The organism is Paraburkholderia sp. SG-MS1, assembly GCF_012275575.1.
Classification (GTDB): Bacteria; Pseudomonadota; Gammaproteobacteria; order Burkholderiales; family Burkholderiaceae; genus Paraburkholderia.
On the sequence record NZ_NPIH01000029.1, the window covers coordinates 42,312 to 57,851 of the forward strand.

Below are 15,540 nucleotides of genomic sequence, written 5' to 3' on the forward strand. Positions count from 1 at the left end.
TTCCAGCGCTCCCGCGTTCGACTACTGCATCACTGCCATACGAAGCTCCGTCATCGCCTCGATGGCGAACGCCGGGCCTTCCCGTCCAATGCCGCTCTGCTTCACGCCGCCGTACGGCTGATGATCCACGCGATAGTTGGACGTGCCGTTTATTACCACTCCTCCAACTTTCAACTGACGCACGCAGTCGAGAGCCGCATGGATCGATCTGGTGAATACACCAGCTTGCAAGCCATAAACCGAATCGTTTACTGATTCGATGGCCGCCTCGAGATTCGCGACTCGCTCGACCGTCACGATCGGTCCAAAGACTTCCTCGCACACGATCGGCAGACGCTTATCCACATCGATCAGAACGGCGGGTGTCAACATCGCGCCGTCACGTTCACCACCGGTCAGGAGCGTCGCGCCCGCGTTGACTGCATCGCGAATCCATCCAGCAAGACGTTCGCTCGTCGCCTCGTCGATCAGCGGACCCACTTGCGTATCCGGCAAGGCGGGATCGCCTACCTTGAGTGCGCGAACCTGATCGATGAACTTCTTGATAAACATCGGATAGACGGCATCGACCACATGGATACGCTGAACACCAATACAACTCTGACCAGCATGACCGAACGCGTGCACGGCAAGTTCGTTCGCCGCGAGATCCAGATCCGCGTCCTCGCAAACGATGTTGCCTGCGTTTCCGCCGAGCTCGAATTGCACGCGTTTCAACCCCGCCTGCCGGACGATGTTGAACGCGGCCTGTTTGCTGCCGGTAAATGAAATCAGATTGACACGCGGATCATTCACCAGCCGTTCACCGACTTCCCGTCCACCATGCACAAGATTCAGCGCACCGGCGGGCAGGCCGATTTCCTCGAAGGCCTCGAAGAGCACCGTCGCGCAGGACGCGGCGCGTGGATCTGGTTTGGCAATGACAGCATTGCCAGCGGCTAGCGCCGGTCCAACCTTGTGCGCCAGCAGGTTCAGCGGCGCGTTGAACGGCGTGATTGCGGCGACCACACCCATCGGCACACGCACGTAGAATCCGAAGCGTCCTTCACCCCGTTCGCTTGCATCCATCGGCAGAACGCTGCCCGCCATGCGCGTCGCTTCGTCGGCAGAAAATCGCAGAGTCTCGATGGAACGGGCAATCTCGCTATGGCATAGCATGAGCGGCTTGCCCGATTCGGCGACCAGCATGGCGGCAAGCTCATCGCGCCGCGCGGCAAGAGCGTCGGCGGCCAGTCGCAGCCAACTCGCACGCTGATGCGCAGGAGCGGCTTCCATCGCGCTCGCGCCGACATGAGCGGCCTGCAAGGCCGTCTCGACATCGTCCGGGCTGGATAGATGCGTGATCGAAAATGGCATCTGGCGGAAAACATCTTTCTGTTCGTGAACAGAAGCGCTCTCCCGCCACATGCCTGCCATGTACTGTCGGTTATTTCGCATGGTTTGCATGGGCGGCTACGTCGGCCACCAGTCGTGCACGTTCAGTGTCGTCAAAGAAAACTCGCGGCAAACGGGTCAGGAATTCGACACCGTTTTCTGTCACCGCTACCGTATCGCCAATGCCGACGCCCTCGGCCATCACCAGCATCAGGAAGACCATGCCGGGTGCGAGCTTGAAGTTGGCATCCGGCGTGAATTCGAGAATCATCTCGCCAGGCGTGGGCCGGAAGTTCATACCCAGGCAATAACCAATCCGGCGACGATAGGTTTCGCGGTCCTGCACACCAGCCGCAAGAATCGGCTCACGACATGCTGAGTCCACCTCGCGCGCGTCCATGCCCGGCTTCATGAGTGCAATCGCTGCATCCTGCGAGCGGATCAACAGATCCGCCAGTTCACGCTGACGCGCTGAAGCCGTGCCCAGCACACCACTACGCAGCGAACGCGCCCAGTAATGCGAGCGAATGCCATGGAATTCATAGTAGAACGGCTCACCCGCACGAATCACGCGATCGGTCCACGGCCCATGCCCTTGCAGCGTGCGGGGACCCGTCGTGAGCACACCGTCGATCGGCAGATCGCTGCCCGCCAGGATGCGTGCGGATGCCATCGCGGAGGCGATCTGGCGCTCGCTCGTATCCGGCTCTGTCGTGCAAATGGCTGCCTGCATCGCGGAATCGACGGAACGACCCGCCACGCGCAGAAGTGCGAGCTCGGCCGGCGACTTGATGATCCGCAGCTTTTCCATCATCCGGCCTTCGCCGACAAACGTTGCGTCAGGCAATGCGGCAGAAAGTCGTTCGAAGCGCTCGAGCGTCAGATACCACGAATGTTTGTCGATCCCGATACGGGATTTGTCGAAACCGGCGTCGACCACGGCGCGCCGGGTGAATTCGATGGGATCTTCGTGATCGTTATAGATGTATCGCGATTCGACCCACGTAGTCGCGTCGGCCGCCTGCTCTTCCATCTTCCGCAAAATCAGGAACGGCTCGCCTTCACGTGGCAAACCGAGACAGATATAGGCGAAATGGCCATGTGTATAGAAACCCGACAGCCAGCACACGGCCTCTTGACCGTAGAGCATGAGCAGATCGAGGTTGTCGCGCGCCATCTGCTCGCGCGTCGCGGCAACACGGTTCTTATATTCGTCGATTTCGAAATACATGAGAGACAGGATCCTATGAAGGTTAGCCGACGGGGGCTCACAGCACCGCAAACTGAACTTTGAAGCGTATCGTTCAATATTTTATACACTTTAAACATCCAAAATTCGAGGTGTCAAGCGTGTTTCCCGAATGTTCTGATCATGGTGTAATACGACAACGCCCGTTATGTGCGGCGCCTGTGTAGAATATCGGGCAGCGGCGATCGTCCGCGCGCCAACCGGCAGTACCAGGCGGCGTTCGTACACAATATTGAAAGTCGATTGAATTTGAACACTCATGCCAAACACCACTGTGGCGACGGAGCCGAAAGACTCCCGCGGCAATCCGGCGCGCCCGAATGTCGGAGCAACATTGCAAGCCTTCAGGAAAGCACAAGGCTTATCCGTCAATGGACTGGCCCTGAAGGCCGGCGTGTCGGCCGGCATGATCAGCCAGATTGAACGGGATCGCGCCAATCCCTCGCTCAAGATCCTCGACAAATTGCGGATCGCGCTCGACGTACCGTTAAGTGCTTTCCTCGAGGGAGCCTCTCCGGCGCAGAGCAAGCCTGCCAGCCGCGCGCCTGCGCCACGGGATGAGCACGCCATTCGACGCCTTGCCGACCGTCCGAAGTTCAACGTCGGAGCCGCACCGCTTTACAAGGAATTGCTCTCGCCGTCGGGTTCCGAGGGGATGCAGTTCATGATCATCCGCATGCCTCCTCACGCGAGCAATGAAGAGGTGGTGGTTGCACCAGGCCAGAAAGGCGGGCTTGTGATGGAAGGGGAACTCTCTCTGTCGATCGAAGGGCGCAAATCCGTGCTCTATCCGGGAGACAGTTTTCAGTTCGAAGGCAATTGCGCTCACGGCATCTACAACGAGACGGATCACGACACCGTCGTGCTATGGATCATGACGTCATTCCGCCCGATCCACATGTAAAGCGGCGCACGATCCGTTCACGCGTCAGCCCGGTACAACTGCCGACGCCAAGCAACGCGAGGTCGCGATCGACCTCGGTTGCCAGCAGATCGATCGCATGACGCACGCCGCAGGCTCCGGCCGTGGCGAGCGCATAGTTGAACGGACGACCGACCAGCACCATCCGAGCGCCAAGACAGAGCGCTTTGAGCACATCAGTACCGCGTCGGAATCCGCCGTCTATGAGCACCGGGAAGCCATCGAGCGCATCCACGACCGTCTCGAGTTGCCGGAGCGCCGAAACTGCGGAATCAAGCCGGCGACCACCATGGTTTGAAAGCACGATCGCATCCGCCCCGCCTTCCCGTGCAAGCACTGCGTCTTGCGGGCCAAGAATCCCTTTTACGACGAGCGGTCCACTCCAGCGAGAACGCACATGGTGGACGTCGCGCCAGGTCAACGCATCCCTGGCTGCGAAGCGGAGTCGCGTCTTGCGGGAAACCAGCGGTATCCTCGGAAACACCTGATCATTGCCTTCAGGAGAGCAGCGAGGCTCGGCGAAAGAATTTTCGAAACACGGCATGCCTTGCGCGGCCAATGTCCGCAATAATGTGCCAAGTAACCAGCGAGGATGGGTCATTCCGTCGGCAATGAGCGTGGGGCTCCACTCGAGTGGCGCAGAAAAGCCGCCACGCCGCATGTTCTCCGGACTTGCGGCGACAGGCATATCGACCGTCAACACCAGAACACGGAAACCGGCTTCCTCGACTCTTGCCAGATAGCGGTCCACCCGCGCGGAATCGACCGGCAGATAAGCTTGAAACCACGTGCGCGGCGCGGCATTCGCGACAGTTTCCATCGGTATGAGAGACGCACCACTCATGACCGAGACAATGCCCGCCTCTGCAGCAGATTGCGCAAGGATCACATCACCGCGAAAAGCGCTCAACGCTGCCAGCCCCATGGGAGCGATCCCGAATGGCTGAGCATAGCGCTCGCCGAATAGCTCGACTGACGAATCCCGGTGTGACACATCTTGCAGCACTCGGGGCAACAGCAGATGGTCCTTGATCGACGCCCGGTTATCAGCAGCAGAGTGGCGTCGCTCGACGGCCTCGCAAAGATAGGTGTAGATGGCGCGAGGAAGAAGTCGCGCAGCGTGTGCTTCAAAGTCGTCGAGGCATAGTACGTTTCGTAGACGCTTCGGCACAGAAACGGTCACGCGCTGACTCATCGCCAGAATGTCGTTCGACGTTCGATAAGCCTCATGCATCGCGATACCAATAGACTCATCGCGAGGAACAAGCCACCGACCAGCGTAAGCGGTTCCATGTAGCGGAAATTATCAGCACCGATCTGCGAGGCCACCTGCATCATCTCGCGCACAGTAATGGCTGCGAGAATCGGCGTGTCCTTGAACATGTACACGAGCAGGCTTCCGGCAATAGGAACGAAGATCGGGCCCATTTGTGGGAACACGACGTAACGAAGGGTTTGCCAGCCAGTCAGGCCGAGCGCAGATCCCGCAGACCACTGACTGCGTGTTACGGAGAAAAGCGCCGCGCGATAAGCGTCTGACAGATAGCAACTGTAGTGCAATCCCAATGCAAATATGCCTGTTTCGTACGGTCCGAGCCTGACACCCCATTCCGGCAACATGTAGAAAAGGAAAAATATCTGCACCAGTAAAGGCGTGCTGCGAACCACGTCGACACACCGTCGCAGCGGCTCGCTGACCCATGTCGGTGCAAGAAGAAGAATCGCGAGGAGCACCGCGCCGCCGATCAGCGCCACACCAAAAGATAGAATCGTAACGGACAGCGTGATCCATGCGCCTTTCAATAGCTGCGGCATGATCTGCCACGCGAAATGCCAGTCGAATTTCATTGTCGGTATCCCGCTTTGCCACCGACCCGCACGCGTCTTTCAAGCCATCCGGTCGCACCGAGAATGAGTTGCGCAGTGAAGTAATACACGGCTAGCACGTAAGCAAAAACAGCAAGGCTAACGCCGAGATTAGCACTCAACGCATTGGACACGAACGAAAGCTCTGGAACCGTCACGAGCGCCGTTACCGAAGTACTCTTGAGTATGAGAATCAGCAGATTGCCGAGTGGCGGCAAGAATGTCGGCATGGCCTGGGGAAGTTCGACGCTCAGGAAAGACTGAAAGCGCGTCAGCCCGAGCGCCTGCGCGGCTTGCTGCTGGCCTCTGGGAATGGCCAACAAACCGGCCCGAATCGTTTCAGCACCATACGCGCCGAAACACAACGCCAACCCCAATACAGCAGCCTGCACCGCTGACACAGTCACGCCGAAGAACGGCAGCACGAAGAAAATCCAGAACAACTGGACAACTAGCGAAATACCGCGAAACGCCTCGCCATAAACCAATGCAATACGCCGGATAACCTGATTCGATGCGACGCTGGCGATGCCTGCCACAAACGAAATGACCAGTGCGAGCAAGGTAGCCAGCGTGAAGATTTCCCAGGTCGTCGCTGTCGCGGCAATCAATACGCCGCGCTGTGCCCAGAGTTCATTCATCGGCGTTGCAATCAGGGCTGACCATTGCACAGCGCGGCGACATCGACATCAGTCGAAGGCACCACATCTGCAGGCACGTGGTATTTAGCCAGCAGTTTTACATAGTCGGGAGATTGAATAATTGCCTTCAGACGAGAGTTGAACTCGGCCTCGAAAGCTAGATCGTTCTTGGGGAATCCAAAGCCTGCGTAGTACACGAAAGGTTTGCCATTCTGCATCGGCGGTTTAAGCGGCGTGATCAGTTGCAACCCGTCATCGTTCGCGACAGCTGCCGCTGCACCCAACGCCGATAACAGACCTACATCGATACGGTTACTCTTCACGGCGGCGGTCAGCGACACGCGATCCGTGAAGTTCGCAATCTGACTCGTATCGCCCCCTGCGACGGCAAACGCCTTGTCTTCCTGGCCGCCAGTCAGCTTACCGAACCGCAATGCATGATCACGCGCAAGCGCTTCCATTGTATTGGCGTGGATGCTGTTGTTGCCTTTACGCACAAACGCGCCAGCTCCGATCATGAAGTCGGGTGTACTGAAGTCGGCGACCCGGCAACGTTCCGGGCGAATGTATATACCATCCGAAGCGATATCGAAACGTCCAGCCTGAATGCCTGGAATCAGGGCTCCGAATGTGGTTGACGTGACTTCCACCTTCGCTCCCATGTCGTGCAGAATGCGCTCGACGAGTTCGACTTCAATACCGATCACTTTGCCATCGGGGCCGCTGTAGCCAAATGGAGAATCGTTAGCGACCGCCTGACGGATCGGCTCGCCACGTTTGATGCGTTCACTGATCGTTTCTGCGTGCGCCGTAGCTCCGGCCATTACAATGCCGAATATCGCCAGGGTGGCTGCGGGTCGCAGATACTTGCGAAGTTTGCGAAACAATGCTGGGGGCGTTGCTGCGCCGAAAAGACTGGAGTGCATGCCTGTGGACATAATCGGTCTGTGCATAAAAATTAATTGGATCGGACGAGGAAGACTAGGCGGACGTCGATGTTCCGTGTGGGCGAACCACCGCGAAATTCGAACCGAAATAGAGAAGTGGTTGTCCGGATTCGCCGCGCACGCGAACGTCACGCACCCGGCCAATGCAGATCGTGTGACTGTCTGCTTCGATCGCCTGCTCCAGTTCGCAATCGAAACTCACGATTGCCTGCGTGAGGATCGGCGCACCCGTTATGCCGGTTTCCCAATCCACACCCGCAAAACGTGACCGTCGGTCGCTCGACATGAACTGGCGAGCCAGTTCTACATCGTGCTCGCCCAGCAAATTGACGCAAAAGCAACCGGCATTGATGATCCTTTCATGCGTCGAAGAAGATCGATTCACGCAAATGAGCAAACTCGGAGCAGGCTCGGCCGATACAGAACTGACGGCCGTAACGAGCAATCCATGCGGCTCGCTGTCGTGATGTGTCGTCACTGCGCATACGCCGGCGGCCAACTGCCTCATACCGGATTTGAACAACATTGGATCGACTTGCATCTGTAGCGTTGCAGGCGCAATTCGTGGTGCCTGCTGCGATAACGCGTTCGTATTCATGCCCAGTACCACCGTGCCGCATTCCAGGCGTTCGACCGCACATTGACGTTAGGCTGGAAGCCCTTCAGGTTCGACTTGGTGCCTTCGAGTTGCACGATCTGAAAGAGCGGCAACATCACCAGTTGATCACGCATGATTTCCTGCACTTTCCAGTAATCGGCCTTGCGCTGACTCTGCTCGGAGCTATGCACACCGTCTTCGACAAGGTGGTCCACCATCTGATTCTGGAATTGATAAATGTTCGATCCCACGCCGCCTTTCGCGGGAATCGCACCGCTACCGAATCGATGGCGCACGTCAGGATCAGAGGCGACCGTGCAATCGGTATAGGTAAGAAAGCTGTCGAACTGCGACTGCTGCCAGAACTTGCCCCACATCACGGCGCCCGGCATGTTGTTGATCGACAGCGACACGCCGATCTTCGCCCAGCTTTGCGCGAGATACTGTTGCGTTTGCTCCCGCGTCTGATTGCCCGTTGGGGTCGAGTTGGCAAAGGCCAGGCGTACGCCATTTTTCACGCGAATACCGTCCGCACCACGCTTCCAGCCTGCATCGTCCAGCAGACGATTGGCCTTGTCAGGAGAAAATTCGTGTTTGGGCAGGTTAGGGTCATAAGCCCAGTTTCCTACCGGCAGATACGATTCGACTGGCTTGGGAAGACCGAGATAGAAGGCGTCGATGATCGACTGCTTGTCCATTCCCATATACAACGCATGCCGCACCGCTTTCTCGGCCAACGCTGGATGCCCAACATTGAGCGTAACGTTCTCGATACCGGCAGCGGGGATTACATGAATCGTGCGCCCCGGTAGCGACTTCGCTTCCTGATAGTGATCGGGGGTAATTCCAAGCGTACCCAGATAATCGATCTGCCCTGCGCGGAACTGGGTATAAAGAACTGACAGATCTGGAATGTACTTGAAGATCAATCTTTCCAGGTACGGCGCGCCGCCGTAATAGGCAGGATTAGCGGAAACGATCACGTAATCGCCTGCGCGACGCTCCTGCCATCGAAACGGTCCAGTGCCGACAGGCGCGCTGTTGAAAGGCGCCGTGTTGGGATCGCTGCTTTTGCCAAGCACGTGCTTGGGCACCATGAACGTCCACGACAGTATCGACAGATATGGCGCGAACGGCTTGCTCATTCTCCAACTGATCTCATGATCATTGACGACACGAATGTCGGTGACGAGTTCATGCCCGTCGCGACTCGGTGCGCGAAACTTCGGATCTGACAACAGTTCAATGGTGTACTTCACATCAGCGGCAGTAAACGGTGTGCCGTCGTGCCATTTCACGTCATCGCGCAAACGGACACGATACGTCAAACCATCTGCGGACAGACCACCATTCTCGACCGTCGGCACTTCACGGGCAAGCTTCGGAATCAAGCCGCCCGCCGGATCGATGCCCCAGAGAGGATCGAAGAGATTCCACCAGACGCCCTGATCGACCGATAGACCTAGCATCAACGGATTGAATACAGTCGGCTCATTTGTAATGCCGATCACGACCTGACCTGTCGGTCGTGCAGGTGGCGCAGCAAATGCCGGATTCGCGCCTAATAAGGCAGGCGCGGCCGTCGCGGCAAGCAGCCTTCCTGCGGCCTTGATCACGGCGCGGCGCTTCGGGTTCTTGATTGCAGCCATGTTGGTCTCGTTCACGTTGGAGGCATAGAGTTACGAGTTTCTAAATCGTCAGACCACGATGAGGTCTGCGGGGCATTTCGACAGCACTTCGGCATGATCGTCATGAATCAGCACGCAGTCGATCAGACGCGCGCCCAGCCGCTCCGCGTGAATGAAAACCGGTGGCTCAACGGACAGCACCATGCCCGCGGCCAGCACATCCTGACTTTGATCGAACAGGTTGACCGATTCACCCCAAGACGGCGGAAACCCTGGCGCAATGCCATAACCCGTGGTGTGCAGGTTGTAGGGTTCGAGTTCCGCATCGCGTAGCACGCCCACTGCGGCGCGATGCACGTCTTCGGCGAGTGCCCCGTGGCGCATGGTGGAAATTGCAGCCTGGCAGGCGTCGAAAGTTGCCTGATGTACCGACCTCGCCCGCTCGGATGGCTCATCGATACTGAAATGGCGTGCGATCGTGGAGCAATAGCGACGATACTGACCGCCGAATTCGATATGCATGAAATCGCCGCGTTGCAGAACGCGGTCGGTTGGCAAACCATGCGCATAGCAGGTTCGTTCTCCCGACACGAAATTCATAGGACTCGCTGGGCTGTCACCGCCCGCTGCCATCATTGCGCGATGTGCTTCAGCAGCAACCTCGCGTTCGGTCAAGCCCGCCTTCAGAATGGAGCGAATCGATTGAATGCCGACATCGGCGATCCGTGCCGCTTCGCGGATGTACTCGATTTCGGCTGGCGATTTCACATATTTGAGCCGCTCGACCAGCATCGTCTCGTCGCTCACCGTGGCGTCGGCCAGCACATCCTTGAGCTTCAGGTAGTTGTGAACGCTCAGGTAGTAAGCGGGCATCTCGATACCGATGCGAGCCTTCAGCAGACCCTTTTCGGCCATGATGCGACGGAAGACTTCAATGGGATCCTCGTAGCGCCTACCGCCCCAGCCACGAACGTCTTCGGCCAGGCTCAGGTCGAGCATTTCGGCAACGTCGCCCAATCTCAACATGAGCGTGAGCGGTTTTTCCTCCAAGGTGAAGATCAGGCACTGGAACACCTGATACGCCTTCGCGGCCGCACCAACGAGATAATTGATGTTGATCGGCGAAATGACAATCAGCGCATCGAGCGACTTCCGTTGCATCGCGGCACGCACCCGGCTTTGCCGGTCAGCAAACTCCGCAGGTTCGAAAAACAGCTTGGACATAGCGAATCGGTGAGTTGAATGGGTTGAAGAAGGCGCGATGCTCAATACCGCACCCCCAGGACACATAGTGGTCCGGTGAAGCTCAGGCTGCGGGGTGTTTCGGGCGAGCAATCCCCAGACTGTCGCGTAACGTGGTGCCTTCGTATTCCTTGCGGAACAAACCACGACGCTGCAACTCGGGCACGACGAGATCGACGAAATCATCGACTCCCCCCGGAGTGTCGGGTGGCTGAACATTGAAGCCATCCGCCGCGCCGCCGAAGAACCACTCCTCCATCCGATCCACGATCTGCTCCGGTGTGCCGGCCATCGAGATATGCCAGTCCTCTCCCACCGCCAGAATGCGGTACATGTCGCGAATGGTGAGCTTTTCGTCGCGGGCCCGTTCGATCAACATCTTGCTGAAGTCGCTCTTGTTCCAGTTAGACGAAAGCGTTTCGACATCGAGCGGCATCGGATCGTTGATGTCATACGCCGACAGATCGCCGAAAAATGGTTTGAGCATCGCAAGCCCGACTTCAGGAAGGACAAGATCCTGCGCCTTTTCCATCTTTGCGCGCGCCTCTGCTTCGGTTCGCCCAACGTAAGCCATGATGCCCGGCAGCACCTTGACGTCGTCAGCAGATCGGCCGTTGGCAACCGCCCGTTCCTTGACAGCCCGGTAATAGGCCGCTGCGAGATGCAGTTGTGGCTGACCTGCGTAAGCAATGCTGGCGTAGCGGCCCGCCAGCTCTTTTGCCGAATCCGAGTCACCTGCCGTAATCAGCACGGGTTGACCTTGCGGCGAACGCGGCACATCGAGCGGACCGCGAACCGAAAAATGCTTGCCCGTGTGTTTGAGTACATGAAGCTTCGAGCGGTCGACATAGATGCCTCGCTCCTTATCAACCGGGAATGCGTCGTCTTCCCAGCTGTCCCAGAGCCCTTTGGCGACTTCGATGAATTCGAACGCTCGCTCATAACGTGTCGCCGTGTCAGCGGGCGCAGACAAGCCGAAATTGCGTGCTTCTTCCATATTGTAAGAAGTCACGATGTTCCAGCCGGCGCGACCGCCGCTGATCTGGTCGAGCGTCGCGAAAGCGCGCGCCGCCGTATAAGGGTGCGCGTAAGTCGTCGAGATCGTCGAGACCAGACCGATGTTCGATGTCGAGACCGCAATGGCTGCAAGAATCTGCAAAGGATCATTCTTGACGACAGTATGACCACGCGTCTTTGAACGGTCTTCGTCTTCGATGTAATGCGAACCCAGCACATCCGCCATGAAGACGAGATCGAACTTGCCGCGTTCCGCCGCCCGTGCCACATCGATAAAGCGACGGACGTTCATCATGCTGTCAGCGGGTACTTCTGGAAGCCTCCAGGCCGCTACGTGATAGCCATGTCGCCAGATCGACATGCCGAGTTTCATTTGTCGCCCATTCATTTTCCGCTTCCTTATACCGAATTGCCTAACGCGCCCGTTACGAAACACGTTGTTCTCGCATCAATTCCACTCGCAACAATCAACCGGCGAATTCGCCTTCGAATGCAATCTGTTCCAGTGCCTGGCGCCCGCTCGGCAATTCGCGCACGCGTAGCCCATCGGGCAGCGAGGCGGGGTCGCCAATACCGCCTATTGCGATTGCGACCAGAACTTCGCAATCGTGCGGTACGCGTAGCAGGTGGACCGCTCTCTCGCGTGAAATGCCTGCCATGACATGCGTATGCAATCCCTGGCGAGTGGCCTCGAGTGCGAGCATCGAGCAGGCCGCTCCCGCATCGAATGCATAACTTGGCGAGAGAACAGGTGATTGGCCGGGCTTTGTCGTCATCGTTCGTTTCGCCGCGACAACGACCAACGCTCCGGCATGCTGCGCCCAGTCCCGATTGAAGGGATCGAGGACACTCAGCAGCTTTTCCCAGTCGTTGCCTTCGCGTACCGCGTAAATGAATCGCCAGGGTTGCGAGTTGTAGCAGGACGGAGCCCAGCGAGCCGCTTCGAACAGATGCATCAATTGCGCCGGGGTAATCGCACGTCGGTCGAAAGCTCGCGGCGACCAGCGCGCGAGAATGGCGTCGTCTATCGGAAAACTGGATTCACGGGTCATACCTCGCCCTCCTGAGCGAACGTTCTTTTTGCGGTAGATATCTGTTCTGTCGCGGGTTGCAGTTCGAGATCGTCCCGAATACATGCCTTGAAATGAAGTGGCGACACGACCCGCAGTTGAGGTGTCTCGATTGCGCAAGCCGGCAGCGCATACCGGCAGCGCGTACGGAACGCACAGCCTGACGGCGGATTGCGCGGACTCGGCACTTCTCCAGTCAATACAATCCGCTCACGGCGCGTCGCCCCGTCTACTTCGGGAATTGCCGAAAGCAGTGCTTCGGTGTACGGGTGCCGTGGCTGGCCGAACAGCGCCGCTGTGGGCGCGATCTCGACGAGTCGACCGAGGTACATCACCGCGACGCGATCAGACAGATGTCCGACGACCGCAAGGTCGTGCGATATGAAGAGGATCGAGAGCCCCAGCTTCTGCTTCAGACTTGCGAGCAGATTGATGACCTGTGCCTGGATTGAAACGTCGAGCGCCGACACCGGTTCGTCAGCCACCAGCAGCTTTGGGCGCGTCATCAGGGCACGTGCAATCACGACGCGCTGCCTTTGCCCGCCGGAGAATTCATGCGGATACCGGTGCGCATGCTCTGGTCGAAGTCCGACAACACGCAGAGCCTCGGCAACACGCGCATCCCGCTCTTCGCGCGTCAGCTTCAGGCGATGAATCTTGAGCGGTGCCAGCAAAGTTTCCTGTACGCTTTTTCGTGGATTCAGCGAAGCATAAGGGTCCTGGAAAATGAGTTGCATCCGCTCGCGCACGGCACGAAGGGCGCGTCTCGGCAGCGATGTAATGTCCTGGCCGTCGAAACGTATCGCACCGCTGCTTGCGGATGTCAGGCGTAGGACCGTCTGGCCGATGGTCGACTTGCCCGAGCCCGATTCGCCAACGAGTCCGAGCACCTCACCATCGAACACTTCGAACGTCACGCCATCGACGGCTTTGACATATTGCCGTCCGCGTGAAAAGAAGCGCCCATCTGTCGCATACCATTTTTTCAGATCCTGCACTTCGAGTAAGGGAGTGCTTTTCATGACATGGGGCCTTGCCGTGAAGGTGCTTCGATCTCGCGCCACCGGACACAGCGCACCTTGTGGGCGGTCCCGCAGCTTTCGATAGCGGGTATGGCGAGGTCGCAGCGGCTAGCCTGATGAAACTCGCAACGCGGTGCGAACGCGCATCCTGGTGGAGGAGAAAGAGGATCGGGCACGTTCCCCGCGATCGCCGGCAACGCACTCATGCCACCGGACCCGACAGCGGCAAGGCTCGGCATGGATTTAAGTAGACCCGACGTGTACGGCATACGCGGATTGCCAAAGAGCGTCGCTGTTGGCGCTTCTTCGGTGACGCGACCGCTATACATCACCATCACGCGATCGGCAATCTCGCCGACTACGCCAAGATTGTGCGTAATGAACACCATTGCCATCGTGGACTGCTCCTGGATACGCCGAAGCAGTTCGATGATTTGAGCCTGCACAGTGACGTCGAGCGCGGTGGTCGGTTCGTCTGCGATCAACAGCAACGGCTCGCAGGAAATCGCCATCGCGATCATCGCGCGCTGGCGCATACCGCCAGACATCTGATGGGGATAGTCGTTCAGGCGTCGAACCGGGTCGGCGATGCCAACAAGACTTAGCAGTTCCGCCGCTCGGGTCCGTGCTGCGCGGCGGCCAATATTGTTATGACAGAGGATCGCCTCGACGATCTGCGCGCCGATGGTCTTCACCGGGTTGAATGAGGTCATGGGCTCCTGAAAGATCATCGCCGCCTCACCGCCCCTTACACCGCGCAATTCACGCTCCGGCATCGCGAGCAGATTGGCTGCGCGACCATTCCGTCTCCGTAGCCACACTTCGCCTTGAACCTCGCAGCGTCTTGCGTCGGGCAGCAACCCGAGAATACCGAGGCTGGTCACACTCTTCCCTGAACCCGACTCACCGACGAGAGCGAGCGTCTCTCCCCGCGCGACACTGAACGAGACGTCCTGCACCGCGGGCACGCTCGTATGCTGCCGACGGAATGACACTCGCAGATTGCGGACGGATAGCACTTCATCGGCATGCATCACAGAATTGCTATGTTCCATAAGCGCGCTCATGATTGGCCTCGCTTTGGATCAAGCGCTTCTCTGAGACCATCCCCCAGAAAATTGAAGCTCGTGACGGCAAGCGCAATCATGACGCCCGGAATGATTGCCAGCCACGGCGCAGTCGTCAACGACGTCTGTGCGTTGTTCAGCATGTTCCCCCAACTGGGTGTCGGCGGCTGAATACCATAGCCAAGAAAGCTGATGTACGACTCAGCAAGGATAGCGTGCGCCACTGTCAAAGTAGCGGACACGACGATTGGTGCCATCGCGTTCGGCAGCAACTCTCCAAACATGATGCGAGTATCCGACGCACCGAGTGCCTCGGCGGCCACTGCGAAATCGCGACTACGTAACGAGCGAATCTGGGCCTCGACAACGCGCGCTACTTCCATCCACGATGTACTGGCGACCAGCACGATGATCGATGTCACGCCCGGTTTCACGAACGCCGACAGCGTCAACAACAGGAAGATCGTTGGGAAACACAGCATGGCGTCGACGAAACGCATGAGTAACACGCCGATCACGCCACGATAAAAACCGGCGACAGTACCGATTACGACACCCGCCACCATACTCATACCCATTGCCGCTATGCCCACCGCCAGCGAAATGCGGCCTGCCATCAGCATGCGCGCCAACGTGTCACGACCCAGATCGTCCGTGCCAAGCCAATGCGGCCCCGAGAATGGAGCGGCAAACCGGTTCCGAAGATCAATGAATGTATCGGTGTATGGCAGCAGCATCGGACCGAATGCGCAAGCAAGCGCAAGCAACACGATCACGCTCAGCGCACCGATCGCCAATGGATTCGACCTGAACCGGCTCAACGCACTCGCGCGCCTGCGCTCTGGCACAGCGACTGTAGGCACGACGCCCCCTTCTGATGCGAGATAATCCGACATA

At 58.2% G+C, this 15,540-nt stretch carries 15 protein-coding genes; 1 reads left to right on the plus strand and 14 read right to left on the minus strand.

Annotated elements, in window-relative coordinates; translation table 11 throughout:
• Positions 1-21: 21 nt before the first annotated feature.
• Both CIC12_RS02380 and CIC12_RS02385 read right to left on the minus strand, forming a co-directional pair.
• On the minus strand, positions 22-1,356 hold the full coding sequence (locus CIC12_RS02380) for an aldehyde dehydrogenase family protein (protein ID WP_168661809.1): 1,335 nt from the start codon (positions 1,354-1,356) through the stop codon (positions 22-24).
• Positions 1,357-1,426: 70 nt separating this feature from the next.
• Positions 1,427-2,605, minus strand: a complete 1,179-nt coding sequence (locus CIC12_RS02385) for a M24 family metallopeptidase (protein WP_168661811.1) — start codon at positions 2,603-2,605, stop codon at positions 1,427-1,429.
• Between the two features lie 277 nt (positions 2,606-2,882).
• Here CIC12_RS02385 and CIC12_RS02390 point away from each other — a divergent pair, with 277 nt between their 5' ends.
• On the plus strand, positions 2,883-3,527 hold the full coding sequence (locus CIC12_RS02390; protein WP_168661813.1) for a helix-turn-helix domain-containing protein: 645 nt from the start codon (positions 2,883-2,885) through the stop codon (positions 3,525-3,527).
• Here the strand turns inward: CIC12_RS02390 and CIC12_RS02395 are convergent.
• The 12 genes from CIC12_RS02395 to CIC12_RS02450 form a co-directional block, all read right to left on the minus strand.
• The gene (locus tag CIC12_RS02395) at positions 3,496-4,779 is read right to left on the minus strand and encodes an alpha-hydroxy acid oxidase (protein WP_174771870.1); all 1,284 of its coding nucleotides are present in this window, start codon (positions 4,777-4,779) and stop codon (positions 3,496-3,498) included. The two genes, CIC12_RS02390 and CIC12_RS02395, sit on opposite strands and share 32 nt — an antisense overlap.
• The gene (ehuD, locus tag CIC12_RS02400; protein WP_168661815.1) at positions 4,737-5,393 is read right to left on the minus strand and encodes an ectoine/hydroxyectoine ABC transporter permease subunit EhuD; all 657 of its coding nucleotides are present in this window, start codon (positions 5,391-5,393) and stop codon (positions 4,737-4,739) included. The genes CIC12_RS02395 and ehuD overlap by 43 nt, the downstream gene beginning before the upstream one ends.
• Positions 5,390-6,052: an amino acid ABC transporter permease gene (locus tag CIC12_RS02405; protein ID WP_168661817.1), complete on the minus strand. Its 663-nt coding sequence runs from the start codon at positions 6,050-6,052 to the stop codon at positions 5,390-5,392. The genes ehuD and CIC12_RS02405 overlap by 4 nt, the downstream gene beginning before the upstream one ends.
• A gap of 11 nt (positions 6,053-6,063) precedes the next feature.
• Complete coding sequence (locus CIC12_RS02410; protein ID WP_238812318.1) at positions 6,064-6,990, minus strand: transporter substrate-binding domain-containing protein; 927 nt, start codon at positions 6,988-6,990, stop codon at positions 6,064-6,066.
• Positions 6,991-7,033: 43 nt separating this feature from the next.
• Positions 7,034-7,597 carry a flavin reductase family protein gene (locus CIC12_RS02415; RefSeq protein ID WP_202984857.1) on the minus strand — a complete coding sequence of 188 codons (564 nt, stop codon included), beginning with the start codon at positions 7,595-7,597 and terminating at the stop codon, positions 7,034-7,036.
• On the minus strand, positions 7,594-9,246 hold the full coding sequence (locus CIC12_RS02420; RefSeq protein WP_168661821.1) for a peptide ABC transporter substrate-binding protein: 1,653 nt from the start codon (positions 9,244-9,246) through the stop codon (positions 7,594-7,596). The genes CIC12_RS02415 and CIC12_RS02420 overlap by 4 nt, the downstream gene beginning before the upstream one ends.
• A 48-nt stretch (positions 9,247-9,294) precedes the next feature.
• Positions 9,295-10,494: a M24 family metallopeptidase gene (locus tag CIC12_RS02425; RefSeq protein ID WP_168661823.1), complete on the minus strand. Its 1,200-nt coding sequence runs from the start codon at positions 10,492-10,494 to the stop codon at positions 9,295-9,297.
• A gap of 37 nt (positions 10,495-10,531) precedes the next feature.
• Positions 10,532-11,857, minus strand: coding sequence for an LLM class flavin-dependent oxidoreductase (locus CIC12_RS02430; protein ID WP_238812320.1), 1,326 nt, complete (start codon positions 11,855-11,857; stop codon positions 10,532-10,534).
• A 94-nt stretch (positions 11,858-11,951) separates the two neighbouring features.
• Positions 11,952-12,620 carry a nitroreductase family protein gene (locus CIC12_RS02435; protein ID WP_446727913.1) on the minus strand — a complete coding sequence of 223 codons (669 nt, stop codon included), beginning with the start codon at positions 12,618-12,620 and terminating at the stop codon, positions 11,952-11,954.
• Complete coding sequence (locus CIC12_RS02440) at positions 12,533-13,576, minus strand: ABC transporter ATP-binding protein (RefSeq protein ID WP_168661828.1); 1,044 nt, start codon at positions 13,574-13,576, stop codon at positions 12,533-12,535. The genes CIC12_RS02435 and CIC12_RS02440 overlap by 88 nt, the downstream gene beginning before the upstream one ends.
• Complete coding sequence (locus CIC12_RS02445) at positions 13,573-14,631, minus strand: ABC transporter ATP-binding protein (RefSeq protein ID WP_238812323.1); 1,059 nt, start codon at positions 14,629-14,631, stop codon at positions 13,573-13,575. Before CIC12_RS02445 ends, CIC12_RS02440 begins: the two co-directional genes overlap by 4 nt.
• An 8-nt stretch (positions 14,632-14,639) precedes the next feature.
• A complete protein-coding gene (locus tag CIC12_RS02450) occupies positions 14,640-15,539 on the minus strand; it encodes an ABC transporter permease (RefSeq protein ID WP_168661830.1) in 900 nt (299 codons plus the stop codon).
• Between the last annotated feature and the right edge of the window lies 1 nt (position 15,540).

Bases quoted from the DNA above. Each gene is read 5' to 3' on its own strand.
- CIC12_RS02390 (WP_168661813.1), top strand. From the start codon at position 2,883: ATGCCAAACACCACTGTGGCGACGGAGCCGAAAGACTCCCGCGGCAAT.
- CIC12_RS02380 (WP_168661809.1), bottom strand. From the start codon at position 1,356: ATGCCATTTTCGATCACGCATCTATCCAGCCCGGACGATGTCGAGACG.
- ehuD (WP_168661815.1), bottom strand. From the start codon at position 5,393: ATGAAATTCGACTGGCATTTCGCGTGGCAGATCATGCCGCAGCTATTG.
- CIC12_RS02385 (WP_168661811.1), bottom strand. From the start codon at position 2,605: ATGTATTTCGAAATCGACGAATATAAGAACCGTGTTGCCGCGACGCGC.
- CIC12_RS02405 (WP_168661817.1), bottom strand. From the start codon at position 6,052: ATGAATGAACTCTGGGCACAGCGCGGCGTATTGATTGCCGCGACAGCG.
- CIC12_RS02440 (WP_168661828.1), bottom strand. From the start codon at position 13,576: ATGAAAAGCACTCCCTTACTCGAAGTGCAGGATCTGAAAAAATGGTAT.
- CIC12_RS02450 (WP_168661830.1), bottom strand. From the start codon at position 15,539: ATGTCGGATTATCTCGCATCAGAAGGGGGCGTCGTGCCTACAGTCGCT.
- CIC12_RS02435 (WP_446727913.1), bottom strand. From the start codon at position 12,620: ATGTATTCGGGACGATCTCGAACTGCAACCCGCGACAGAACAGATATC.
- CIC12_RS02445 (WP_238812323.1), bottom strand. From the start codon at position 14,631: ATGGAACATAGCAATTCTGTGATGCATGCCGATGAAGTGCTATCCGTC.
- CIC12_RS02420 (WP_168661821.1), bottom strand. From the start codon at position 9,246: ATGGCTGCAATCAAGAACCCGAAGCGCCGCGCCGTGATCAAGGCCGCA.
- CIC12_RS02415 (WP_202984857.1), bottom strand. From the start codon at position 7,597: ATGAATACGAACGCGTTATCGCAGCAGGCACCACGAATTGCGCCTGCA.
- CIC12_RS02430 (WP_238812320.1), bottom strand. From the start codon at position 11,857: ATGAAACTCGGCATGTCGATCTGGCGACATGGCTATCACGTAGCGGCC.
- CIC12_RS02410 (WP_238812318.1), bottom strand. From the start codon at position 6,990: ATGTCCACAGGCATGCACTCCAGTCTTTTCGGCGCAGCAACGCCCCCA.
- CIC12_RS02395 (WP_174771870.1), bottom strand. From the start codon at position 4,779: ATGCATGAGGCTTATCGAACGTCGAACGACATTCTGGCGATGAGTCAG.